General features: G+C 58.6%; 22 protein-coding genes and 1 pseudogene. 15 read left to right on the top strand and 8 right to left on the bottom strand.

Features of this window, described 5'->3' with window-relative positions; translation table 11 throughout:
- Positions 1-42: 42 nt before the first annotated feature.
- Positions 43-2,559 carry an ATP-dependent helicase HrpB gene (gene hrpB / locus AC1DWM_RS01925; protein WP_477794522.1) on the top strand — a complete coding sequence of 839 codons (2,517 nt, stop codon included), beginning with the start codon at positions 43-45 and terminating at the stop codon, positions 2,557-2,559.
- A 105-nt stretch (positions 2,560-2,664) separates the two neighbouring features.
- Here the strand turns inward: hrpB and AC1DWM_RS01920 are convergent.
- Positions 2,665-2,962: pseudogene (locus tag AC1DWM_RS01920) on the bottom strand (aromatic amino acid transporter AroP); the annotation flags it as partial.
- Between the two features lie 147 nt (positions 2,963-3,109).
- On the opposite strand from AC1DWM_RS01920, the gene AC1DWM_RS01915 reads away from it, so the two are divergent.
- From AC1DWM_RS01915 to AC1DWM_RS01890, 6 genes are all read left to right on the top strand, one after another.
- Positions 3,110-3,613: a TauD/TfdA family dioxygenase gene (locus AC1DWM_RS01915; RefSeq protein WP_477794521.1), complete on the top strand. Its 504-nt coding sequence runs from the start codon at positions 3,110-3,112 to the stop codon at positions 3,611-3,613.
- 65 nt (positions 3,614-3,678) lie between these two features.
- Positions 3,679-4,488: an alanyl-tRNA editing protein gene (locus tag AC1DWM_RS01910; protein ID WP_477794520.1), complete on the top strand. Its 810-nt coding sequence runs from the start codon at positions 3,679-3,681 to the stop codon at positions 4,486-4,488.
- Positions 4,489-4,510: 22 nt separating this feature from the next.
- On the top strand, positions 4,511-5,410 hold the full coding sequence (locus AC1DWM_RS01905; protein WP_477794519.1) for a hypothetical protein: 900 nt from the start codon (positions 4,511-4,513) through the stop codon (positions 5,408-5,410).
- Between the two features lie 450 nt (positions 5,411-5,860).
- Complete coding sequence (locus AC1DWM_RS01900; protein ID WP_477794518.1) at positions 5,861-6,118, top strand: hypothetical protein; 258 nt, start codon at positions 5,861-5,863, stop codon at positions 6,116-6,118.
- Between the two features lie 3 nt (positions 6,119-6,121).
- Positions 6,122-6,283 carry a hypothetical protein gene (locus AC1DWM_RS01895; RefSeq protein ID WP_223522024.1) on the top strand — a complete coding sequence of 54 codons (162 nt, stop codon included), beginning with the start codon at positions 6,122-6,124 and terminating at the stop codon, positions 6,281-6,283.
- A gap of 52 nt (positions 6,284-6,335) precedes the next feature.
- The gene (locus tag AC1DWM_RS01890) at positions 6,336-7,229 is read left to right on the top strand and encodes an MFS transporter (protein ID WP_477794517.1); all 894 of its coding nucleotides are present in this window, start codon (positions 6,336-6,338) and stop codon (positions 7,227-7,229) included.
- 86 nt (positions 7,230-7,315) lie between these two features.
- Here the strand turns inward: AC1DWM_RS01890 and AC1DWM_RS01885 are convergent, their stop codons facing one another.
- Together AC1DWM_RS01885 and AC1DWM_RS01880 are read right to left on the bottom strand one after the other, a co-directional pair.
- Positions 7,316-8,392, bottom strand: coding sequence for an endonuclease/exonuclease/phosphatase family protein (locus tag AC1DWM_RS01885; RefSeq protein WP_477794516.1), 1,077 nt, complete (start codon positions 8,390-8,392; stop codon positions 7,316-7,318).
- A 66-nt stretch (positions 8,393-8,458) separates the two neighbouring features.
- On the bottom strand, positions 8,459-9,133 hold the full coding sequence (locus tag AC1DWM_RS01880) for a YciC family protein (RefSeq protein ID WP_223522027.1): 675 nt from the start codon (positions 9,131-9,133) through the stop codon (positions 8,459-8,461).
- A 178-nt stretch (positions 9,134-9,311) separates the two neighbouring features.
- Here AC1DWM_RS01880 and AC1DWM_RS01875 point away from each other — a divergent pair, with 178 nt between their 5' ends.
- The 3 genes from AC1DWM_RS01875 to AC1DWM_RS01865 all read left to right on the top strand — a co-directional run bounded on the left by AC1DWM_RS01875 (position 9,312) and on the right by AC1DWM_RS01865 (position 11,331).
- The gene (locus AC1DWM_RS01875) at positions 9,312-10,079 is read left to right on the top strand and encodes a DUF2076 domain-containing protein (RefSeq protein WP_223522028.1); all 768 of its coding nucleotides are present in this window, start codon (positions 9,312-9,314) and stop codon (positions 10,077-10,079) included.
- Between the two features lie 138 nt (positions 10,080-10,217).
- Positions 10,218-10,697, top strand: a complete 480-nt coding sequence (locus AC1DWM_RS01870) for a LabA-like NYN domain-containing protein (RefSeq protein WP_007946629.1) — start codon at positions 10,218-10,220, stop codon at positions 10,695-10,697.
- A gap of 22 nt (positions 10,698-10,719) precedes the next feature.
- Positions 10,720-11,331 (top strand): 3'-5' exonuclease, encoded by a 612-nt coding sequence (locus tag AC1DWM_RS01865; protein ID WP_452628247.1) that lies wholly within the window; start codon positions 10,720-10,722, stop codon positions 11,329-11,331.
- Between the two features lie 115 nt (positions 11,332-11,446).
- Here AC1DWM_RS01865 and AC1DWM_RS01860 read toward each other — a convergent pair whose 3' ends face one another.
- Entirely contained in the window at positions 11,447-11,899 is a 453-nt protein-coding gene (locus tag AC1DWM_RS01860; RefSeq protein WP_477794515.1) for an Lrp/AsnC family transcriptional regulator, read from the bottom strand.
- Between the two features lie 163 nt (positions 11,900-12,062).
- Between AC1DWM_RS01860 and yedA the strand changes: the two genes are divergently transcribed.
- Both yedA and AC1DWM_RS01850 read left to right on the top strand, forming a co-directional pair.
- Entirely contained in the window at positions 12,063-12,989 is a 927-nt protein-coding gene (yedA, locus tag AC1DWM_RS01855) for a drug/metabolite exporter YedA (RefSeq protein WP_452628245.1), read from the top strand.
- 78 nt (positions 12,990-13,067) lie between these two features.
- Positions 13,068-14,402, top strand: a complete 1,335-nt coding sequence (locus AC1DWM_RS01850; RefSeq protein ID WP_477794514.1) for a DEAD/DEAH box helicase — start codon at positions 13,068-13,070, stop codon at positions 14,400-14,402.
- A gap of 117 nt (positions 14,403-14,519) precedes the next feature.
- Here the strand turns inward: AC1DWM_RS01850 and AC1DWM_RS01845 are convergent, their stop codons facing one another.
- Both AC1DWM_RS01845 and AC1DWM_RS01840 read right to left on the bottom strand, forming a co-directional pair.
- Positions 14,520-15,761 (bottom strand): TIGR03862 family flavoprotein, encoded by a 1,242-nt coding sequence (locus tag AC1DWM_RS01845; protein ID WP_477794513.1) that lies wholly within the window; start codon positions 15,759-15,761, stop codon positions 14,520-14,522.
- A gap of 296 nt (positions 15,762-16,057) precedes the next feature.
- Entirely contained in the window at positions 16,058-16,978 is a 921-nt protein-coding gene (locus AC1DWM_RS01840) for a histone deacetylase family protein (protein ID WP_477794512.1), read from the bottom strand.
- Between the two features lie 78 nt (positions 16,979-17,056).
- Here AC1DWM_RS01840 and AC1DWM_RS01835 point away from each other — a divergent pair, with 78 nt between their 5' ends.
- The 3 genes from AC1DWM_RS01835 to AC1DWM_RS01825 all read left to right on the top strand — a co-directional run bounded on the left by AC1DWM_RS01835 (position 17,057) and on the right by AC1DWM_RS01825 (position 19,195).
- Positions 17,057-17,626, top strand: coding sequence for a GNAT family N-acetyltransferase (locus tag AC1DWM_RS01835; RefSeq protein WP_223519374.1), 570 nt, complete (start codon positions 17,057-17,059; stop codon positions 17,624-17,626).
- A 109-nt stretch (positions 17,627-17,735) separates the two neighbouring features.
- Positions 17,736-18,605: an acyl-CoA thioesterase II gene (tesB, locus tag AC1DWM_RS01830; RefSeq protein ID WP_477794511.1), complete on the top strand. Its 870-nt coding sequence runs from the start codon at positions 17,736-17,738 to the stop codon at positions 18,603-18,605.
- Positions 18,602-19,195, top strand: coding sequence for an HAD family hydrolase (locus tag AC1DWM_RS01825; RefSeq protein ID WP_477794510.1), 594 nt, complete (start codon positions 18,602-18,604; stop codon positions 19,193-19,195). The genes tesB and AC1DWM_RS01825 overlap by 4 nt, the downstream gene beginning before the upstream one ends.
- Positions 19,196-19,320: 125 nt before the next feature.
- On the opposite strand, the gene AC1DWM_RS01820 is transcribed toward AC1DWM_RS01825, so the two are convergent.
- Together AC1DWM_RS01820 and ypfJ are read right to left on the bottom strand one after the other, a co-directional pair.
- Entirely contained in the window at positions 19,321-20,280 is a 960-nt protein-coding gene (locus tag AC1DWM_RS01820; RefSeq protein WP_223519379.1) for an alpha/beta hydrolase, read from the bottom strand.
- The gene (ypfJ, locus tag AC1DWM_RS01815) at positions 20,281-21,168 is read right to left on the bottom strand and encodes a KPN_02809 family neutral zinc metallopeptidase (protein ID WP_477794509.1); all 888 of its coding nucleotides are present in this window, start codon (positions 21,166-21,168) and stop codon (positions 20,281-20,283) included.
- Between the last annotated feature and the right edge of the window lie 72 nt (positions 21,169-21,240).

Raw genomic sequence — 21,240 nt, 5'->3', positions numbered from 1 at the left:
GGCGCTTCGCCGTTATACTTGCCGGCTTGTCTGGGAGCCAGCATGAATTCTTTGCCGATTGATGAAGTTTTACCCGCCCTGCGTGAAGCCTTGGCAACACGCCACGAAGCCGTGCTCGAAGCACCGCCCGGCGCCGGTAAGACCACCCGAGTGCCTTTGGCTTTGCTCAACGAGACCTGGCTGGCCGGGCAGACCATTTTGATGCTTGAACCGCGCCGTTTGGCTGCGCGGGCGGCGGCGGCACGGCTGGCCAGTGAATTGGGCGAGAAGGTCGGTGAAACCGTCGGCTATCGAATTCGGCTGGACAGCAAAGTGGGCCCCAACACCCGCATTGAAGTGGTCACCGAAGGCATCCTCACGCGCCGTTTGCAGGAAGACCCGGCGCTGGAAGGCGTTGGTCTGCTGATCTTCGATGAATTCCACGAACGCAGCCTCGACGCCGATCTGGCATTGGCCCTGAGCCTGAATGGCCGGGAACTGTTTCGCGATGATCAACCGCTGAAAATCCTGCTGATGTCCGCAACGCTGGAAGGTGAGCGCCTGGCCGGGTTGCTTGACGACGCGCCGATCCTGCGCAGCGAAGGCCGCATGTACCCGGTGGCGATGCGCTGGGGCCGGCCTTTCCAACCCGGTGAGTTCATCGAACCGCGTCTGGTGCAGACGATCCTTGAAGCCTTGAATGACGAAACCGGCAGTATTCTGGTGTTCTTGCCGGGGCAAGCGGAAATCCGTCGTGTGCATCAACAATTGGCCGATGCGTTAGGCGATAGCTCGCAGGTTCTGCTTTGCCCGCTGCACGGTGAACTGGACCTCAATGCCCAACGCGCGGCGATTGATCCAGCACCGGCCGGCAAGCGCAAAGTGGTGCTGGCGACCAACATCGCCGAGACCAGCCTGACCATCGACGGCGTGCGCGTGGTGATCGATGCCGGATTGGCGCGGGTACCGCGTTTCGACCCCGGCAGCGGCATGACCCGCCTCGACACCCAGCGCATCTCCAAGGCCAGCGCCACTCAGCGCGCGGGCCGGGCAGGGCGATTGGAGCCGGGCGTGTGCTATCGCTTGTGGTCGCAGGATCAGCACGAGCAACTGGCGGCGTATGCCAGTGCGGAAATTCTCTCGGCGGACCTCGCCGGCCTGGCGTTGCAACTCGGGCGTTGGGGCGTGACGCCAGGTCAGTTGGTTTGGTTGGATGTACCTCCGGCCGCTGCTTATGCACAGGCGCAGGATTTACTGGATCGACTGGGCGCATTGGACGGTGAAGCGCTGACTCGCCACGGTCAGGCCATGGCCGAACTGCCGGCGCATCCACGAATCGCCCATTTGTTGTTGCGTGGTCAGGCGCTCGGCTTGGCTGACATGGCCTGCGATGTCGCGGCATTGCTCGGCGAACGCGATATTTTGCGCGGTGCTGGCGCCGATTTGCACAGCCGCTTGGTACTTTTGTCCGGCGAAGAACGCGCCGCGCGAGGGGCACAGGGCGGTGTGCAACGGGCCCGGCAACTGGCGCGTCAATATCGCGGTTATTTGCGTGGCAAAGCGTCGGAGTCTGTTAGCGATCCCGATCATCCACGCTGGCTCGGCGCGCTGCTGGCGTTGGCCTATCCCGACCGCGTCGCCCAGCAACGGCGTGCCGGTGGTGCGGAATATCGCTTGGCCAACGGCCGCGCGGCGTTGTTCGCCGAGGCTGACAGCCTGATGAAACAGGCGTGGCTGGTGATTGCCGATCTCGGCAGTCGTCAGGGCCAGCGTGAGGAGCGGATTTATCTGGCAACAGATTTCGATCCGGCGCTGTTTGATTCGGTACTCGCCGAGCAAGTGCGCGTTGTCGATCAACTGGATTGGGACGAACGCGAAGGCGTGCTGCGCGCAGAGCGTCAGCGCAAGGTTGGCGAGTTGATACTCAGTCGCGAACCACTGACCGGCCTCGACGAAACCGCGCGCAGTCAGGCGCTGGTCAATCTGGTGCGGCGCAAAGGCCTGGAGTTGTTGCCGTGGACACCGGAGCTGCGTCAGTGGCAAGCGCGGGTGGCGTTGATGCGTCAGTTGGATCTTGCCGGCAAGGGCGACAGTGAATGGCCAGATGTCAGCGACGCCGCGCTGCTCAAAAGCCTCGAACATTGGCTTATGCCGTATCTGGGTAAAGTGTCGCGGCTCAGTCACTTCGCCAATCTCGACCTGTCGAGCATCGTCCACAACCTGCTGCCGTGGCCGCTGCCGCAACGGCTGGATGAGCAGGCGCCACATCATCTGAGCGTGCCGTCGGGCTCGTCGATTCGCCTGGATTACAGTGAGCAGCCGCCGATTCTGGCGGTGCGCTTGCAGGAGTTGTTTGGCCTGGCCGAGACCCCACGCATTGCGGGTGGCCGGCAAGTGGTGAAGCTGCACCTGCTGTCTCCGGCGCGCCGGCCGGTGCAGGTGACTCAGGATTTGGCGAACTTCTGGCGCAGCACCTATGCCGAGGTTAAGAAAGATTTGAAGGGGCGGTATCCGAAGCATTATTGGCCGGATGATCCGCTGGTGGCTGAAGCCACAGCACGGATCAAACCCCGCAAGTAAGGACGTATATACCCGGCCTCAGCCGGGCGATGGCTCGTCCGAGATTTGCAATCGTTCAGACCTCGCCGTAGAGGGCCTGCGAAACACTGCGTTTGTGCTTGATGCTATGGCTGTCAGTTCCGACATGCCAGCCAGGATGTACAAGATCCAGCAGTTCCATCCCAGACAGGAAACCGGCAAACCCGCCCCAGTAATTGTGGGCGAACTGGCTGAAAGAGCCGGCGACGGGTTCTTCAACAATCATTTCGAGCAGTTGTCGCATGATTATGAAGGCGATGAAACCACATATCGCGTAGCCGAGGATGATTGAGGGGTCGGCAGACTTGAGTGCTCCCACCGAGCCTAGGATCAGCTCGGTAACCACTGCCCCACCCAGGGCGATCTCAACAAGTTGGGTTGCTATTGCGGCGCGACCGGCGGCGGGGTCGCGCGCGAAGTCTGAAATAATCTGTAGGAAGAAACATATTTCTGTCTGTTGAATTTGTAATGGGGAGTGGTATTTAATGCATCGCAGACGGAGATGCCGACGATTCCAGGGAAGTGAGGAGTGATGAAAGTGAAGGGCAGTGATGCAGAAAGGACATTCGATTTCGTGGCCAGCGGATACGCTGATCCGCAACGTAATTTTTTAGACGCCGCGGACGACATCCATGCACGCCTGCTGAATGACGGGGCCCTTGTCATTCGCGGCGCCAGTCAGTGCCGGGCCCCTGGCGTGTTTGAAAAGGCCATTGGCGCATTGGGCTTACAGACCCGGGATTACGTCGGCGGGAACTCTCCACGCTCGACTATTCAGGGCAACGTCACGGAAGCGACCCGCACACCTTCCTCGTGGTCAGTCATCCTCCATCAGGAAATGGCCTCTGTGAAAAGTCCGCCCGAGATCATCGCTTTCGTATGCGTGGAGCCTGCCGGGAAGGGTGGCGAATCTGTCATCGGGGACATGCGCAAACTGGAGCATCTAGTTGATCAGGTGACATTGAAACAACTGACCGATCGCGGTCTTAAATTGCGCAGGACCTCACCCTGCGAGACGGGAGTGAGGATCAGATGACAAGACTGTGCAATGTCCTGAGGAAAAAACTGGAAACCCATGAGCGCCACTGAGGCCCGCAGGCCATGGAAGCACTCGATGATTCGCGAGGGCTTCCAGCGCAATCCGGTGAGACTTTACTCGAGGTAAAAATGAGCGAAACGCAGCCTTTATTTCACGAAAAACCGTATCTGAAGCAACTGGAATGTCGAGTCGACTTGCTTGAACGCGACGACGCGGGTCTTCCTTTTGCGCTCCTGGGCCAGACTGTTTTCTACCCGCAAGGAGGCGGACAGCTCGGAGATCGAGGCGTGTTGAATATCCCGGGCCCAGGGAAGAATGAGCCACCGCGAGCGTTGGAGATTGTGTCGACCAAGAAAAGGGATGATCAGATAAGGCATTACTTGAGCGTTGACGATGAGGCGTTCACGCTGCTGAGAGAGTGCGCGATTGGCCAGCAGGCTACGGCAACGCTTGATTGGCCATTGCGATATCATCAGATGCGTCTTCATTCAGCCATGCACTTGATGCACTGCATGCTAGAACAGACGCTTGGGCGGTCCATTCCACACCCGGTACGCTCTCCGTTGAGTGACGAGGGTGGGGAGAATCAATACGAGTTTATCGGAGAGTTCGACGAAGACAGTTTGAGGCGGGCGACGGATGCCTTGAACGAGTTTTGCTCTGCAAGTCATGAGATTCGTACGGAAGCGGATACGAGCAAAGGACATGGATTTCGTTGGTGGCAATGCGAAGACTGGTCAATTCCCTGTGGGGGAGTTCATGTGCGTAATACGCAGGAAATAGGCGTGGTAACTTCCAGTATGAAAATCAAGAAAAATACGACCAGAGTGGTTGTCACTCTGTCGGCAGAGGCTGAAGAGCTTGGAAAGTAAACGAGCGTTTGGTGCGTTTCTCATGCAGTTGCGGATCGAAACGGGGCATCTGAAGATTTCAACGTTTCTCGATGAGGTCAATATTCCATTTTCGGCTAATTACTATCGTGACGTTGAGGCCGGAAGGAAATACCTGAGTATTGATGCCGCAGTGGAGTTACATGACCATCTTGGTATCGACGCCTCAAGCAAAGTCAGTTTTGATTATTTTTGGCATTACTTCAGAGACTTGCTGCCCGCTAACGTCCACGAGATGCTGTTTGGCAAAGGTGTCGAAGTCACGGATCTTTCTTCCAGGCTTGAGCTGAGAGAGCATGATTCGAAAATTTTACGTCGGGCGTTGAGTTTAAGTCGGTATGAGCGTGAGTTCATCATCACCCAAGAGGTGATTGCAGCATTCGAAGAGAACTTTGAACTGCTGCCATTGATGACTTATCTCTATATGGTGGACAGTGCCTCCGTTGCTGAAATCCAGTTGGTGTGCCAGCAAATTGGCCTTGCCTACGATCAACATACAGAAGCTTTCTTGAGCCTTGTCTCAAAAGAACGAACAGCACCTGAAGATCCCTTTGTTCGTCATGCACCAACGCTGAGGATGCCCAGAACAGTTGATGCGTTGAGGTTAAAGGATCAGTTCCTGCGCTACGAAGTGGAACGGTCGCTGCTCAAGCCTGAAAAAAGTGAATACTTTGATGTTTCAGGTTCTTTCAAATACAGCTCGATGGTGACACTGAAAGACGCGGAAATAGAACAGATTCAGGACCGTCTTGTGGATCTTTTCTCTCTCATTGAAGTGCATAACAAGTCAGGGAGTCAGCTCGAGGACTCAGGCGCCCAACCTTATTTCTTCGGGTTAATTGTTTCTGGCCGTCCGGAGTACGACGGGCGTGCGGCCCGAAAGACCAAAAGTACCAAGGAATGAACATGCAGGAGGCGGGTGTCATCGCCTTCTTTGTTCGTTGATTCGCGACCGTCGACCGCTCACAGGAGTGCGCGGGATGGCGCGGTGATCTGGCAGAAAAACAGAAACCTGGCAGTGATCAGTCAAAACAGGGATGAGACTAATGAATACTCTGGTTTTTGAAAAGCTCCGTCAGCTGTCTGGCGAACGTTTAACACTGATCTGGATCTGGATCTGGATCTGGATCTCGACTTGATGGCTTGGTCCGCGATGACAAATCCTCGCCCACCGAAGAGTCCTGTATGTGTAAGCCAGGCTTCAGCTAACACTCAGGCCGCATAAATATCGAATGAACCTTTGGCCATTGCGCTTACGCGCTGGTTCAGCAGTCAAGCAAGACTAGCAACATCCCTTTCAATTAAAAGCAAGTGTCGCATCGTCATAACCTAAATGCTCTCAAGGAGTTCATCTGTGAATCGCTATCAGTCTCTTAAAGCCAACGCATCCAACACCCCGACTTTCTATATAGACTCGCATGCCGCACCAAATCTGCTGTTTGAAGATGCCTGTTTCAGAATACGCGCCGCTACCAGGCTTTTAGAGGCGCTGACATCCGTAACCGTCAAACATACGGTTGATGCAGACTTCTTTCGACTGATATTTCCAGCCTATTTATTGCTGCAGGATGGTGTCGACGCGCTGGATCAAATAACGTTTAAAGGGCAGTAAGTCATGTCTGAACTAGCAACCTTTGAAATGATCAAAGCAGCGATGATAAAAGCAATTGAAACGGGGCTTGTTCCTCGTCACCCTCGCCTTGATGGCTATATCAGAAGTTGGGAAAGCCTGGCGCTCGTCATCCAGGCTGCGCTTGAGGCAACCCCCGATAACTGATGAGTCTCGCGCGTTTTCTTTAGGGAAGGTCTGAAGTACCCACCGTTTTTTGATGTCCTCGCTACTTGAGGCTCAAAAAATCGCTACGATTTCCCAGATCTCCTATATCGTTCAGTACTTCGGTGAGGGCGAACACGAGCGCGTACTCTCCTACGAGAATGTTGCAGCGAACGCCGGCGCCGGTGTTGCCCCCTTCATCGCATCATTGATACTGGCCGGGGCGGGTTACTGGTTTGTTGCCTTGCCATTGCTTTTAGGTGTGCTTGCAACTGCTTCCACCACATTGATTCCTCACCTGGCACGCTCAGCAGGTCTGGAGGTTGGTGATCGTTCTTCCACGGTGGACGGATCCGAGGCTTCCCCTAAAGTTGTTGCATTTCTGGCAATCAATTTTCTGACCATGATTGGCTATGCGCAGTTTTATTACGTGTTTCCAACCTATGCGACCGAGCGCTTTTCCAGTGAGTTGGTGGGGGTACTATTCTTGGTGGCCAGCGGGATCATCATTTTCAGCCAGGTTTATATAACGTCGCTCTCGCAGCGAGTGTCTCGCTTGTGGCGCGTCATCGTTTCAAACCTGTTGATCGGGACGGGATGCCTGCTGTTGATCATTTCATCGCAAGCTCAGGCGATTCTGTTTGTCGTGGTGGTTTTTATCGTTATTGGCGAGATGATCTGTGGCCCGTTGTATCAAGCCCAGGCCGTCAAGATATGGAGAGGGCGCAGCTCTGTCGCGATGGCAGTCCAGACCTGTGTCTGGGGGGCGGCCGAGGCAACCGCAGCGGTGCTCGGACTGCTGGCTGTCGCGCAAGAGCTCAGCTTCATGTCCTTCCTGTTGGGATTTGCCGCATGCGTGATCGCAGCCGTGGGGGCATGGGTATCGATTGCCTTGAAGCGCCCACTCATTGGCATCGAGATCGAGCGCAGGTCACCTCAGGTTTCCTGAATGGGGCCGGGGCATTCAAGCACCTTTGGACCTTAATCGCGGACAAGCCCGTTCCCACAGATTTTGAATTTGTCATGAGTCCCGCGTTAGGGCGCAGCAGGCAACAGGAACCGTGCAATCACCGGCAAGTGATCGGAAATGCGCAACGTATCGTCCTGCCTCACCGTCGCCTCGACCCGTTTGATGCGTGGGCTGTAGAACAAATAGTCGACGGTCCGGTCCGGGCCGTTCAGGCCCGGATCATTCGGGTAATGCGTCAGCCAGCGCGCGCGATCGACGCCGCTGGCTTCGTTGTTGGTCGGGATCATCGGGTATTTGTCCCACAACACATGCAAGGCGCTGTCGGCGGAGTAGGGCGTGCGTTGATCGTCCGGCAGTCGGCGAAATTGCCCCAGTGGCAACAGATTGAAGTCGCCACCGATCAGCCACGGCGTGCCAAGGCTTTCGAACTTGTCGAGGACTTTGGCAATAGCCGTTACTTGGGCTTGCAACGTTTCGTCAGGCTGGAGGGCGCGGTCCAGATGGGTATTGAGAGCCGCCATCTGACCGCCGTCGTTCAGCGGCAGATAAGTCACCAGCAGGGCGTTTTTCGGTTTGAACTGGCGGCTGATCACGTTGGCTGGTTCGACCGGCAATTGCAGGCGTTCGGCGTGTTCGATCTGGTAGCGGCTGAGCGTTACCAGTTGCCGGCCAACGCTGCCGAAAATGTGCGGCTGCGGCACGAAATCGGCCTTCCAGTCGAAGGCGCGAGCGCTGCACGGATACAGGTCGGCGACCCGCTCTTGCAGCAGCTTGAACTGGTTCTGGTAATCGCTGGTCTTGGCATTGTCATCGAGCTCCTGCAACAACACGATGTCGGGGTTTTCGTCGCGAATCACCCGCGCCACTTCGTCGAGGCTGAAGGCCATGTCTTCCAGTGTCGGCTTCTCGTCGTCACCCTGTGCCAGATCGTTCCAGAACACGTAGCGTTTGCCCGCCAGGTACTGAACGTTCCAGGTCATCACCTTCAGCGCCTGGCCGGACACCAGGGTTGGCGCTTGAACCGTGCAGCTGGCCGGCACCACTTCCCTGGCGTCGGGGCGCCAGGTCAGGTTGTAGATCAGGGTCATCACGCCGATCACGATCAACAGGCTCGGCAGGGTGTAGCGCAGTAGACGGGTCATGGCTCGGCTTATAGCGTTACAAAAGATGGCCCTGAGCATAACCGAGCGCCGCGCCGAAGCCCACGGTCAGAGCGGCCCATCAATCTTTGCGGGTTCTTCGCTGATCAGCATGAACAAACGGAACAACACCACGCTGGTGAACAGTTGCAGGAAGCTGTGGGCGCTGTCGATCAGGAGTGAGATCACCGGATTCTGCGGCTCGGGGTATACCGCCAGCGTTGCGCCCTTGAGCAACCACAACGGGCCCATCACGCACAAAATGCACACCAGGATGCGCATGAAGTGTCCACGGGTCAGGCGCAGGCTTTCCTTCATCGCCGCCAGCGGAGCCAGGCCTCGCAGCACCAGCAGGTATTCGCCGAACGCCAGGGTCACCATCAGATAGATACCGGGAAGGAAGTACAGCGACAGGCCGAGCAGGATCAGCAGGGTATTGAGCGCCGTCAGCAAGGCGAAGCGTGGCCACAGGTAGGCCGACCTCGCCAGCAGATCGCGATTGCGTGGCGCCTCACCGCGGCTGCGGGCGTCGAGAAACAGGATCAGGGCGGCGGTGTACAGCGGATAAACCAGCAAGCCGACGATCACACTGACACCGGGAAAACTGTCCGGCTCGGTAGAGTGGTCGACCACTAGTTGCAGGAGCGACTCGAAGATCACCAGCGGCAGGCACAGCTGCACGATCTGGCCCAGATTGCGCTTGAAGAAATACAGGGAGTCACGCAGTACATCTAACGGATTCATCAGTCGGTATCGCTGGTTGGACGCGGTGGCCCACTTTAACCGATGAACCCCTTTGAGGCGCAAACGTAAACGTAAGGTAAAGGTCGTTGAAACAACTTCTTTCAGCCTCCATTAAGGTGGAGCACCTTATCCTCATCGGAAAAGGACAACGATTTTCCCGGCAATCTACGAGGTCGCCATGAACAGCGAAGAACAAACCCTGATCGATGGACTGTTTTCCCGGCTGCAACAGGCCGAAACGGATTCAGCCCCGCGCGACGCCCTGGCCGAGGTGCGGATCAAGGAACACCTGACTCGCCAGCCTGCGGCCGGCTATTTCATGACCCAGGCGATTCTGGTTCAAGAAGCCGCCATCAAGAGCCTCGACGAACAGAACAAACAATTGACCCGGCAAGTGCAGCAATTGCAGGCCGAACTGCAATCGGCCAAGGCTCAGACAGCGGCACCGGCACCGAGCGGTGGTGGCTTTTTGTCGAGCATCTTCGGTGGCAGTGCCCGCGATCCGCAGCCAGCACCGAGCCAGAGTGCAGCGCCGTCCACGGGCGGCTGGCGCGAACCGGCACGACCATCGTTCAATTCGCAATCGCCACAGCAAAACTTCGGCGCAGCACCGCCTCAACAAAATTACGCCCCGCAACAGCAAGCTCCGGCGGCTGGCAGCAGTTTTCTCGGTGGTGCGCTGAAGACCGCAGCCGGTGTGGCGGGTGGCGTGATGCTGGCACAAGGCATCAGCAGCCTGTTCCATCACAATCAGCAGCCGGAAGTGGTTGAAGTGATCAAGGAAGAGCCAGCTCAGGTCAGCGATCAGAACGATAGCGGCAATGGCTGGGGCGACGACCAGCGCATGGCTGACAACTCCAACAATCAGGGCGGTTTTGCCGACGCTGATTACAACGATGACAGCTCATCGTTCTTCGGTGGCGATGACGACGATTCCTTCGTCTGACACACCATTCGTCCGGGGCGCGACCGTGCCCCGGGCCGATTATTCGCGGAACAATCCTTCGGGCTGGCATACTGGGCAACTTTTCGGGCCTGGTGCCTGATCTCGCCTGCGCGCCTGTGCGCCAAGAGGAAGTCCGCGGTGAAAAAAATCGCAGTGTTCGCCGATGTTCAAAACCTCTATTACACCGTGCGTCAGGCCTATGGTTGCCACTTCAACTACGCCGCGTTATGGGCTGACATCAGCAAACAGGGCGAGATCGTCGAGGCTTATGCCTACGCGATCGATCGCGGTGACAGCAAACAGCAGCAGTTTCAGCAGATCCTGCGCAACCTCGGCTTCACTGTGAAGCTCAAACCCTACATCCAGCGCAGCGACGGGTCGGCCAAGGGTGACTGGGACGTGGGCATTACCCTGGACATCATGGACGCCGCCGATCATGTTGACGAAGTGGTGCTGGCCTCCGGCGACGGTGATTTCGACATGCTGCTGGAGCGCATCATCAGCAAACACGGAGTGCAAGCGGTGGCCTACGGCGTGCCGGGCCTGACCGCCAATTCGCTGATCCGCGCCGCCAGCCGTTACGTGCCCATTGAAGGCGCGTTGCTGCTCAAGAATTGATTTTTACGGAGTTGAAACAGGTTTGGAACGCATAGCAGTCATCGACTTTGAAACCACCGGAATCTCCCCGAGCAGCAGCTGCCGGGCCACGGAAATTGCCGTGGTGATTCTTGAACAGGGGCGCATCGTCGAGCGTTACCAAAGCCTGATGAATGCCGGCGTGCGCGTACCCGCCTTCATCGAGCAACTGACCGGTATCAGCAACGCCATGCTGCGCACCGCGCCGTCGGCGGAGCAGGTGATGAACGAAGTCAATGAGTTCGTCGGCATCACGCCGCTGCTGGCGCACAACGCCGCGTTCGACCAGAAGTTCTGGGACTTCGAACTGGGGCGGATCAAGCGCACGCGATTACAGAATTTTGCCTGCTCGCTGCTATTGGCCCGGCGGTTGATGCCAGCTGCGCCGAACCACAAGCTCGGCACCCTTACCACCTTCGCCAACCTGCCCGATACCGGCAAGGCGCACAGGGCCATGGCTGATGCCGAGATGGCTGCCAACCTGACGGCGCATCTGGCTGAAGAACTGCGGCGCAAGCATGGGTTGCGCGAGTTGTCGCATGATTTGCTGTGCAGCTTGCAGAAAGTGCCGGCGGCGAAGATCAATGAACATCTCAAGCGCCATCGCGGGTTCTAATCACACCGCAAATCCCCTGTAGGAGCTGAGCTTGCTCGCGATGACGGTTTAACAGTCAACATTTATGGTGACTGACATGCCGCCATCGCGAGCAAGCTCAGCTCCTACAGGAGAACTATTTGCCATTCCCTTCCAGTTGCCCCAACGGCACGCGCTTTTCTATCGCGCTCGAAAGCACAATCGACGTCTTGCTGAACCCGAACTTGGCAATCTTGTTGATCAACTCCTCCAGCTCCGGCATCGAACCCACCGCCGCCTGCATGATCACGCACGGATCGCCGGTGACCCGGTGGCACTCGGTCAATTGGGGGATTTTGATCAAGTCGTCGTAGGCCTTTTGATTGCCGTGCTGGTTCAGGCGCAGTTCGATCACGCACTGGATTGGCAAACCGAGCTTGGCCATGTCGACTTTCGCCTGGTAGCCGGTAATCACGCCACTGGCTTCCAGTTTGGCCACGCGCTCGGCCACGGCCGGGGCGGACAGGTTGACCTTGCGCGCGAGGTCGGCGTAAGACGCACGGCCGTTTTCCAGCAGGGCGCCGAGGAGCATGCGGTCGTATTTATCCATCGTCGTGCACCTGAAAAATGACTGACTTTCGAAAGCACGGTTTATAACGCCGATCTCCGTGTTTTGAAAAGTGTACTGGCGCTATAAACAGGTTTTGTAACTTATTTTTCGCCGTTGGCCTTTCTAGAATAGCTGTTCACATTGTCCTGTCATCGAGTTGCTCATGCCTGGCTTACGTCGTTTTCCCTTACCGTTGATCGCTGCTTTTTTCGCGTTGTACGTGATTTGGGGATCAACCTATCTGGCGATCCGCATCGGTGTGGAGTACTGGCCGCCGTTGTTGCTCGCCGGAATCCGTTTTGTGGTCGCCGGGACGCTGATGTATGCCTTCCTGCGCTGGCGCGGGGCGCCGACACCGACCTGGGCGCAGTGGAAAGCGGCCGGCATGATCGGGATCTTGCTGCTCGCTGGCGGTAACGGCGGAGTCACTGTGGCCGAACACATGGGGGTGGCCTCCGGTGTGGCAGCTTTGGCGATTGCAACGGTGCCGTTGTTTACCTTGTTGTGCGGATATTTTTGGGGCGCGCGTAATACCCGTCTCGAATGGGCCGGGATTGCGCTCGGTCTGATCGGCATTGCCATGTTGAATCTCGGTTCGAACCTGCAATCGAGCCCGCTGGGGGCGACGTTGCTGGTGCTGGCGGCGGCTTCCTGGGCGTTTGGTTCGGTTTGGAGCAAACACTTGCCGTTGCCCGAGGGGGCGATGGCCAGCGCTGTGGAAATGCTGGTCGGCGGCGTGGCGCTGCTGATCGGCAGTGCGCTGAGCGGCGAGCATTTGCAAGCCCTGCCACCGATCGAAGGTTGGGCAGCCCTGGCGTATCTGACGTTCTTCGGCTCGATTATCGCGTTCAACGCTTATATGTATCTGCTGAAAAACGTGCGTCCGGCGGCGGCGACCAGCTATGCCTACGTCAACCCGGCCGTGGCGGTGTTGTTGGGCATCGTGTTTGTCGGCGAGACCATCGGCATCGAAGAAGGGCTGGCCATGCTGGTGATCATCAGCGCCGTGGTGTTGATCGGTTTACCGCAGTGGCGCCGGGCGCCTGTGCAGCCGGCTGCAGTCGCGCCGACAGAATCCCGTGTGAATTAGGGTAAACTGCGCGCCATTGCATCTTGTTTTGCACACTTGTTTTGAAAAACCCGCGCTGAATTTTCCTACGGTAATCCCATGACTTTCGCCACCCTTGGCCTGATCGAACCCTTGCTGCGCTCTCTCGAGACGCTCGGCTACCAGACCCCGACGCCGGTTCAGGCGCAAGCCATTCCGGCGGTGCTGGCCGGTCGCGACCTGATGGCCGCCGCCCAGACCGGCACCGGCAAGACTGCCGGTTTCGCGTTGCCGTTGTTGCAATTGCTGGCCATGGAAGGGCCGAAAGTCACCGCTAACTCCGTACGCGCATTGATTTTGGTGCCGACCCGCGAGCTGGCGGAACAGGTTCACGAAGCCGTGCGTCAGTACGCCGAGAACCTGCCGTTGAGCACTTACGCGGTGTACGGCGGCGTCAGCATCAACCCGCAAATGATGAAACTGCGCAAAGGCGTCGACCTGCTGGTGGCCACGCCGGGCCGCTTGCTCGACCTGTTCCGTCAGAACGCGCTCAAGTTCAATCAGCTGCAAACCCTGGTGCTGGACGAAGCCGATCGCATGCTCGATCTGGGCTTCTCCGAAGAACTGGGCAACATTTACAAGGCGCTGCCGAAGAAACGTCAGACGCTGTTGTTCTCCGCAACGTTCTCCGATGCGATCCGCACCCTGGCCGGGCAGATGCTCAACGATCCGCTGAGCATCGAAGTCAGCCCGCGTAACGTAGCCGCCAACACGGTTAAACAGTGGGTTGTGACGGTCGACAAGAAGCGCAAGCCGGAGCTGTTCGTTCACTTGCTGCGCAAAGGCAAGTGGAAGCAAGTGCTGGTGTTCGCCAAGACCCGCAACGGTGTCGACGCTCTGGTGGAAAAACTCCAGGGCCTGGGCATCAATGCCGACGGCATCCACGGCGACAAACCGCAGGCTACGCGTCAGCGCGCGCTGGACCGTTTCAAGGCCAGTGAAGTGCAGATTCTGGTGGCTACTGACGTCGCAGCCCGTGGTTTGGACATCGAAGATTTGCCGTTGGTGGTCAACTTTGACCTGCCGATCGTGGCGGAGGATTACATCCACCGCATCGGGCGTACGGGCCGAGCGGGAAACACCGGACAGGCGATTTCGCTGGTGTGCGCCGATGAAGTGAATCTGCTGTCGGCCATCGAGACGTTGACCCGTCAGACGTTGCCTCGGCAGATGGAGCATGACTTCGAACCTGAGCACCGCGTACCGGGTACCGATGCCAGCGGTCAGGTGGTCAAGAAGCCGAAAAAGCCGAAGAAGCCAAAGACCTCCAGTGGTGGCAAGCGCAACCTGGGCAAGTGGGTTGAGAGCGGGGATGCATCGGCGCCGGAGCCTTCGATCAAGCCTGTGCGCAAAGTGCCGGTGTTTAATACCGGGCCGCGTAAGCGTAAGCCTTGATCTACAGCGGCGCGTCTTAGGCCGCCATCGCGAGCAAGCTTGCTCCTACAGGGGATCTGTGTCGTTCACAAATCCCCTGTAGGAGTGAGCCTGCTCGCGATGGGCGCACCTCGGTCTTCAAGCCTTGCGCTTCAACCACTCCACCATCCCCATCCCCGCCGCCCGACCGCTGGCGAAACACGCGGTCAGCAGATAGCCGCCCGTCGGTGCCTCCCAATCCAGCATCTCCCCCGCGCAGAACACGCCAGGCAGTTGCTTGAGCATCAAGCGTTCATCCATCGACTCAAACATCACGCCCCCGGCGCTGCTGATGGCTTCGTCCAGTGGGCGGGTTTTCACAAGCGTCAGCGGCAATGCCTTGATCGCTTTGGCCAACAGTGCCGGTTCGGCAAAGCAGTCGGCCGGCGTAAGTTCACGCAGCAATGCGGCTTTGACCCCATCAAGGCCCAGTTGACTGTGCAGGTGTTTGGACATCGAACGTGAACCGCGCGGCTTGCTCAGCGCTGCCTGCACTTTATCCACAGGCTTGCCCGGCAGCAGGTCCAGATGGATGGTCGCCGAACCGTTGAGGTTGATGGCTTCGCGGATCGGTGCCGACAAGGCGTAGATCAGACTGCCTTCAATCCCGGTCGCCGTGACCACACATTCCCCGAGCCGTGGCACGTCTTCATTGAGGCCGATGGCGATGTTTTTCAGCGGCGCGCCGGCGAATTTACTGACCATCAATTCGCTCCAGGCCTGCACCTCGAAGCCGCAATTGCTCGGTTGCAACGGGGCCAGTCCTACGCCGCGTTGTTCCAGTGGCAGCCTCCACGCGCCATCCGAACCCAGGCGCGACCAACTGCCGCCGCCGAGGGCCAGCAGGGTGGCGTCCGGTGAAAGGTTTTTTACACCGTCGGGGCTCGTCATGTTCAGGCTGCCGTCGGCATTCCAGCCGACCCAGCGGTGGCGGGTGTGGATAACTACGCCGGCGTCTCGCAGGCGTTTGAGCCAGGCGCGCAGCAGGGGCGCGGCTTTCATATCGGTTGGAAACACCCTGCCTGAGCTGCCGACAAAGGTTTCGATGCCCAGGTCATGAATCCATTGGCACAGCGCGTCGGCGCCAAAGGATCGCAGCAGCGGCGCAATCTGCGGGGCGCGCTCGGCATAGCGCGAGAGAAACGCCGGGTAGGCTTCGGAATGGGTGATGTTCATGCCGCCGACCCCGGCCAGCAGGAATTTGCGTCCCACCGAAGGCATGCCGTCGTAGAGGTCGACCTTGACCCCGGCCTGACTCAACACTTCAGCCGCCATCAGGCCGGCAGGGCCGCCGCCGATGATGGCGACTTGAGGGGGGAGGGCGGTGGAGGATTGGGTCATGGAATGCGCTGCGGTTTGGCGGATTGAAGCCGGGCATTCTACCAGCACGGATCCCTGTGGGAGTGAGCCGGTTCCGGGCGGCGTTCCGACGATAGCGGTGGGTCAGTCGGCATTGATGTTGAATGTGAGGGCCCTATCGCGAGCAGGCTCGCTCCCACAGGGGATTGATGATGGGTTCAAGATGTGGTTAAAAAACAACCACCGTTGTGTAGCCTATACACCGTATGGGCTGTAGACCCTTTCACTCAGGTTATCCACAGGCAGTTCCACAGGCATTGTGGGTAAAGGCCCATAGCTCAATGACAACCTGATGACTGCCAGACCTGTTGCGCGCTGTGATGCAGGATGCCATGTCGGCGCGCCAAGGCCTTGCGGTCCTTGCTGTAACCGCCACCAATCACCCCCACCACCGGAATATCCCGGCCCAGACAATGACGCATCACGCTTTCATCCCGCGCCGCCACGCCTTCGTCCGTCAGTTTCAAATAACCCAGGGCATCGTCCTTGTGCACATCGACCCCGGCGTCATACAGCACCAGATCCGGTTGATAGAGCGGCAGCAAATAGTTGAGCGCATCGTCGACTACTTTCAGGTAGTCGGCATCGCCCATGCCCTTGGGCAGCGGGATGTCCCAGTCACTTTCGGCTTTGCGTGCAGGAAAATTCTTTTCGCAGTGCAGGGAAACCGTTACCGCGTCCGGGGTGTTGTGCAGGATCCRTGCAGTCCCGTCGCCCTGATGCACGTCGCAATCGAAGATCAGCACCCGATTCACCCGGCCACTTTCCAGCAGGTAATGGCTGATCACCGCCAGGTCATTGAAGATGCAGAAGCCGGCCGGGTAGTCGTAATGCGCGTGATGCGTGCCGCCCGCCAAGTGACAGGCCAAACCGTGCTCCAGCGCCTGTTCCGCCGCCAGCAACGAACCGCCGACCGCGCGCACCGTGCGCTGGGCCAGGGCTTCGGTCCAGGGCAGTCCGAGGCGCCGTTGGTCTTCACGGGACAACTCGCCACTCATATAGCGTTCGATATAGGCAGCGTCATGGGCGAGGGCGAGAATCTCCGGAGGACAAAGCGCCGGACGCAGCAGGTCGGCGTCCCGGGTCAGGCCACTGTCCACCAAGTGATCGCGCAGGAGGCGAAACTTATCCATGGGGAAGCGGTGATCCGCCGGGAACTCGGGGCTGTAGTCTTCGTGATAAATCAGCGGCAGCGGCATGATGATTTCATGTAGGAATGAGAGAAGGATCCTACCAGCGTTGTAGACTTGCGGCATGGAAACGGGGGGGGGAACGCAATGGAGCCAATACTGGAACTCGAAAGCGCGCGACTGTTGTTACGGCAGTGGCGCGATGAGGATTTGCCGGAGTTTGCGGCGATGTGTGCCGATCCACAAGTGATGCGATATTTCCCGGCGCCGTTGAGTCGGTTGGAAAGTGCCTCGCTGATCGGACGAATACGCGGGCATTTTGCCGAGCATGGTTTTGGCCTCTGGGCACTGCAACGCAAGGACACCGGCCAGTTCATCGGGTTTACCGGCCTGGCTGTGGTGGGTTTCGACGCGCCATTCACCCCCGCGACCGAAATCGGCTGGCGCCTGGCCCGCGAACATTGGGGCCTGGGTTATGCCAGTGAAGCGGCGTGGACCGCGCTGCGTTGCGGGTTTGACCGGTTGGGGCTGACAGAAGTCGTGTCCTTCACCACCCAAAACAACACGCCTTCAGAGAAAGTCATGCAGGCGATCGGCATGCACCATGATTCAGCCGATGACTTCGAGCACCCAAAGCTCGCGGCCGACCATCCCCTGCGTCACCATGTGCTGTACCGCATCACCCGTGAACAATGGCTGCAAACCTTGCATGGATAAGCCGACGCGGACGTTTACAATGGCTCCCATATTGTTGGCCCGGGCCAGAAATTGAATCGACCGTCGCAGCCAAGACTGCGCGGCAATGTTTTGCGTGAGGAGAGTCTGAATGAGCCAAGTGTTGGATGATCTGGTCGATTTACTGACCCTGGAACCAATCGAAGAAAACCTGTTCCGTGGGCGCAGCCAGGACCTTGGTTTTCGCCAGTTGTTCGGCGGTCAGGTGCTCGGCCAGTCACTGTCGGCGGCCAGTCAGACGGTCGAAGAAGCGCGCCACGTGCATTCGATGCACGGTTATTTCCTGCGTCCGGGCGATGCCGGGTTGCCAGTGGTGTATCAGGTTGACCGAGTTCGCGACGGCGGCAGTTTCAGCACGCGCCGGGTCACGGCGATCCAGAAAGGTCATCCGATTTTTACCTGCAGCGCCTCGTTCCAGTACGACGAAGTAGGCTTCCAGCACCAAACCGAAATGCCGGTTGTGGTCGGCCCGGAAAACCTGCCGTCGGAGCTGGAGCTGACCCAGCAGCGTGCACACTTGATCCCTGAAAAAATGCGCGAAAAACTGCTGTGCCCGAAACCGATCGAATTCCGCCCGGTGACCGAAAAAGATCCCTACAACCCGCTGCCGTCCGACCCGATCAAGTACGTATGGTTTCGCGCCGACGGTGCCTTGGCCGACTCGCCGGCATTGCACAAATATCTGCTGGCCTATGCGTCGGACTTCGGTCTGTTGGTCACCTCGATGCAGCCCCATGGCAAATCGGTCTGGCACAAAGATATGCAGGTCGCCAGCCTCGATCACGCGCTATGGTTCCACCAGGATCTGCGCGCCGATGACTGGTTGCTCTACGCGATGGACAGCCCGTGGGCCGGAAATTCCCGTGGCTTTAGCCGTGGCAGCGTGTTCAACCGCGCCGGGCAACTGGTGGCCTCGGTCACGCAGGAAGGCCTGATTCGTCATCGCAAGGATTGGGCATGAGCCTGGCCGAGGTGCGTCACTGGGTGTTCGACATGGACGGCACCCTGACAGTGGCCGTGCATGACTTCGCGGCGATTCGCGTGGCATTGGCGATCCCGGCCGAAGACGACATCCTGACGCACCTCGCGGCATTGCCGGCCGATGAAGCGGCGGCTAAACATGCGTGGCTGCTGGAGCACGAACGTGATCTGGCGCTGGGTTCGAAACCGGCCCCAGGTGCAGTGGAGCTGGTGCGTGAGTTGGCCGGGCGTGGCTATCGCTTGGGCATTCTGACGCGCAATGCCCGGGAGCTGGCGCACGTCACGCTGGAGGCCATCGGCCTGGCGGACTGCTTCGCGGTGGAAGACGTGCTGGGGCGTGATGAAGCGCCGCCTAAACCGCATCCCGGTGGTTTGCTGAAACTGGCCGAGGCCTGGAAGGTGCCGGCGAGCGAAATGGTAATGGTCGGTGATTACCGGTTTGATCTGGATTGCGGGCGGGCGGCGGGGGCGCGGACGGTGTTGGTGAATTTGCCGGATAACCCGTGGCCTGAGCTGACGGATTGGCATGCGGCGGATTGTGTGGCGTTGCGGGAAATGCTGTTGGCTTGAGGGCCCCATCGCAAGCAGGCTCGCTCCTACAGGGGATCTCTATGGAATACAAAAACTGTGTCCGCTAGAGATCTACTGTAGGAGTGAGCCTGCTCGCGATAGCGCCAGATCAGGCACCACCCAACTCACTGCCCAAACAACGCCTTCTGCCCCTCGGGCGACGTAAACATCCCATCCCCGTTATGCCCAACCCCCGGCACGTCGACCAGTTGCTGGTTCACCCCGCGAGGGTTGCGACGCAGCAAGTAGTCGAAATAATAGTGCCCGCGAGTCAGGCGATTAGCGCCCTGGGCTTGCGCTTCGCAACCTTTATCCAGCGCCGGATGCTGCGGGTCGATGTCTTGCTGTCCGAGCAGATAAGTCACGTCACGCTTGACGTAATTGCCTTCAATCTGCGGCGCCGTTTGCCCACTGGCATAGAGGGGTAAATCCGTCAGGCCATACTTCCAGCGGTTAAAACCGGGGCATTTCGCGTGATCGAACGCCACGGGTCGCCGCTCATCGAAATACGCATACGAGGAAGGGTTGGCGACCACATAACGGACTTTCACACCGGACGCAGTGAGCGTCGGTTGGTCGTGAGCCAGCAATGCATAACGCTGAACCACTTGCGCGCCACCGGAATGACCGGTAATGACGATTTGTTTCACGTCCGGAAACTGTTGACGGTCGCTGACTCTCGCGATGATCTGATCCAGTGCCCCATAGGAGCTCAACGCAAACGGGGCGGTGGATAAACCGCCCTCCATCCAGTCATTGCCCTGCCAGCGCAGGACGGTGTCCGCCACTGGATGCAGGGCTACATCGGTTTCGTTGAGAAATTGTGGGGCGATCACCAGCGTGGTTGCGCTTTGTCCTGCCAGTTCAGCCGCCTGCTCGGCGCTCTGGCGGTAGGTTTCAGAATTGCGCAGTCGGCCATGAATGATGATCAGCACACGTTCGATTTTCGCAGGCGCCGGGCCGATGCCTACCGCCATCTCGCCTTCTTTGAGTAACAGCCGGCCGGGGCTGAGTTCTTTGACCCCATGCTCGGCGGCTTGGGTACTTGCGCAGGTAAACAGTACAGCTAACAGCCACTTATTCATTTACAGGTTTTTCGCCGCAAAGGTATCGCACTGGCCCACCTGGCCTTGTGCAAATCCGGTTTTAAACCAGCGCACTCTTTGCGCTGACGTGCCATGGGTAAACGAGTCCGGTACCACGCGGCCCTGACCTTGCTGCTGCAAGCGGTCGTCGCCGATGGCGTTGGCTGCGTTCAAGGCTTCTTCGATATCGCCGGGTTCCAGCCAGTTCAGACGCTTTTGCGCATTGTTGGCCCAGACCCCGGCCAGGCAATCGGCCTGCAATTCCTGGCGCACGAGTAAACCGCCATCGCCTTCCATCTGCCGGCCTTGCTGGCGGGCGGTCTGAATTTTCGCTGAAACGCCGAGCAAGGTCTGAACGTGATGTCCGACTTCGTGAGCGATCACGTAAGCCTGAGCGAAGTCGCCGGCGGCCGCAAAGCGTTGTGACATTTCCTGGAAGAACGCCATGTCCAGGTAGACCTTCTGGTCGGCCGGGCAATAGAACGGACCGGTCGCTGATGTCGCCAGACCACAGGCGGAATTGACGCGATTGCTGAACAGCACGAGGGTCGGGTCTTTATATTGCCGGCCTGCCTGCTGGAAAATCTGACCCCAGGTGTCTTCGGTATCACCGAGGATCGAACGCACGAATTCGGCGCCTTCGTCGTTTGCGGGTGGCGCCTTGCGAGTTTGGTTGGTGGCCGGCGCCGATTGCTCGCTCATTTGCCCGGTGAGCTGTCCGAGGATCTGCAGCGGGTCCTGGCCGGTGATCCAGCCGATGCCGACAATCAGAATGATCGCGGTCAGGCTCAAGCCCTTGCCGCCACCGAAACGCATCCCGCCACCGCCGACATCATCACCACGGGCATCGACCACGTTGTCGCTGCGTCGGCCTTTTTTCCATAGCATGTGGGAATCCTCTGATTGTCCGTGGGGATGAGTGTTGCTGGTGTGCGGGAGCGACGCCAGTCCGGTCGTCCG

It is taken from the genome of Pseudomonas sp. P4_C8 (assembly GCF_056401975.1).
This window is presented reverse-complemented; position numbering and strand designations above follow the sequence as displayed.

Excerpts from the sequence above, each read along its gene's own strand:
- AC1DWM_RS01875 (WP_223522028.1), top strand. The coding sequence starts at position 9,312 with ATGAACAGCGAAGAACAAACCCTGATCGATGGACTGTTTTCCCGGCTG.
- AC1DWM_RS01880 (WP_223522027.1), bottom strand. The coding sequence starts at position 9,133 with ATGAATCCGTTAGATGTACTGCGTGACTCCCTGTATTTCTTCAAGCGC.
- AC1DWM_RS01885 (WP_477794516.1), bottom strand. The coding sequence starts at position 8,392 with ATGACCCGTCTACTGCGCTACACCCTGCCGAGCCTGTTGATCGTGATC.
- AC1DWM_RS01845 (WP_477794513.1), bottom strand. The coding sequence starts at position 15,761 with ATGACCCAATCCTCCACCGCCCTCCCCCCTCAAGTCGCCATCATCGGC.
- yedA (WP_452628245.1), top strand. The coding sequence starts at position 12,063 with ATGCCTGGCTTACGTCGTTTTCCCTTACCGTTGATCGCTGCTTTTTTC.
- AC1DWM_RS01915 (WP_477794521.1), top strand. The coding sequence starts at position 3,110 with ATGAAAGTGAAGGGCAGTGATGCAGAAAGGACATTCGATTTCGTGGCC.
- AC1DWM_RS01890 (WP_477794517.1), top strand. The coding sequence starts at position 6,336 with ATGTCCTCGCTACTTGAGGCTCAAAAAATCGCTACGATTTCCCAGATC.
- ypfJ (WP_477794509.1), bottom strand. The coding sequence starts at position 21,168 with ATGCTATGGAAAAAAGGCCGACGCAGCGACAACGTGGTCGATGCCCGT.
- AC1DWM_RS01825 (WP_477794510.1), top strand. The coding sequence starts at position 18,602 with ATGAGCCTGGCCGAGGTGCGTCACTGGGTGTTCGACATGGACGGCACC.
- AC1DWM_RS01905 (WP_477794519.1), top strand. The coding sequence starts at position 4,511 with ATGCAGTTGCGGATCGAAACGGGGCATCTGAAGATTTCAACGTTTCTC.
- AC1DWM_RS01860 (WP_477794515.1), bottom strand. The coding sequence starts at position 11,899 with ATGGATAAATACGACCGCATGCTCCTCGGCGCCCTGCTGGAAAACGGC.
- AC1DWM_RS01850 (WP_477794514.1), top strand. The coding sequence starts at position 13,068 with ATGACTTTCGCCACCCTTGGCCTGATCGAACCCTTGCTGCGCTCTCTC.
- AC1DWM_RS01895 (WP_223522024.1), top strand. The coding sequence starts at position 6,122 with ATGTCTGAACTAGCAACCTTTGAAATGATCAAAGCAGCGATGATAAAA.
- AC1DWM_RS01820 (WP_223519379.1), bottom strand. The coding sequence starts at position 20,280 with ATGAATAAGTGGCTGTTAGCTGTACTGTTTACCTGCGCAAGTACCCAA.
- hrpB (WP_477794522.1), top strand. The coding sequence starts at position 43 with ATGAATTCTTTGCCGATTGATGAAGTTTTACCCGCCCTGCGTGAAGCC.
- AC1DWM_RS01910 (WP_477794520.1), top strand. The coding sequence starts at position 3,679 with ATGGAAGCACTCGATGATTCGCGAGGGCTTCCAGCGCAATCCGGTGAG.
- tesB (WP_477794511.1), top strand. The coding sequence starts at position 17,736 with ATGAGCCAAGTGTTGGATGATCTGGTCGATTTACTGACCCTGGAACCA.
- AC1DWM_RS01835 (WP_223519374.1), top strand. The coding sequence starts at position 17,057 with ATGGAGCCAATACTGGAACTCGAAAGCGCGCGACTGTTGTTACGGCAG.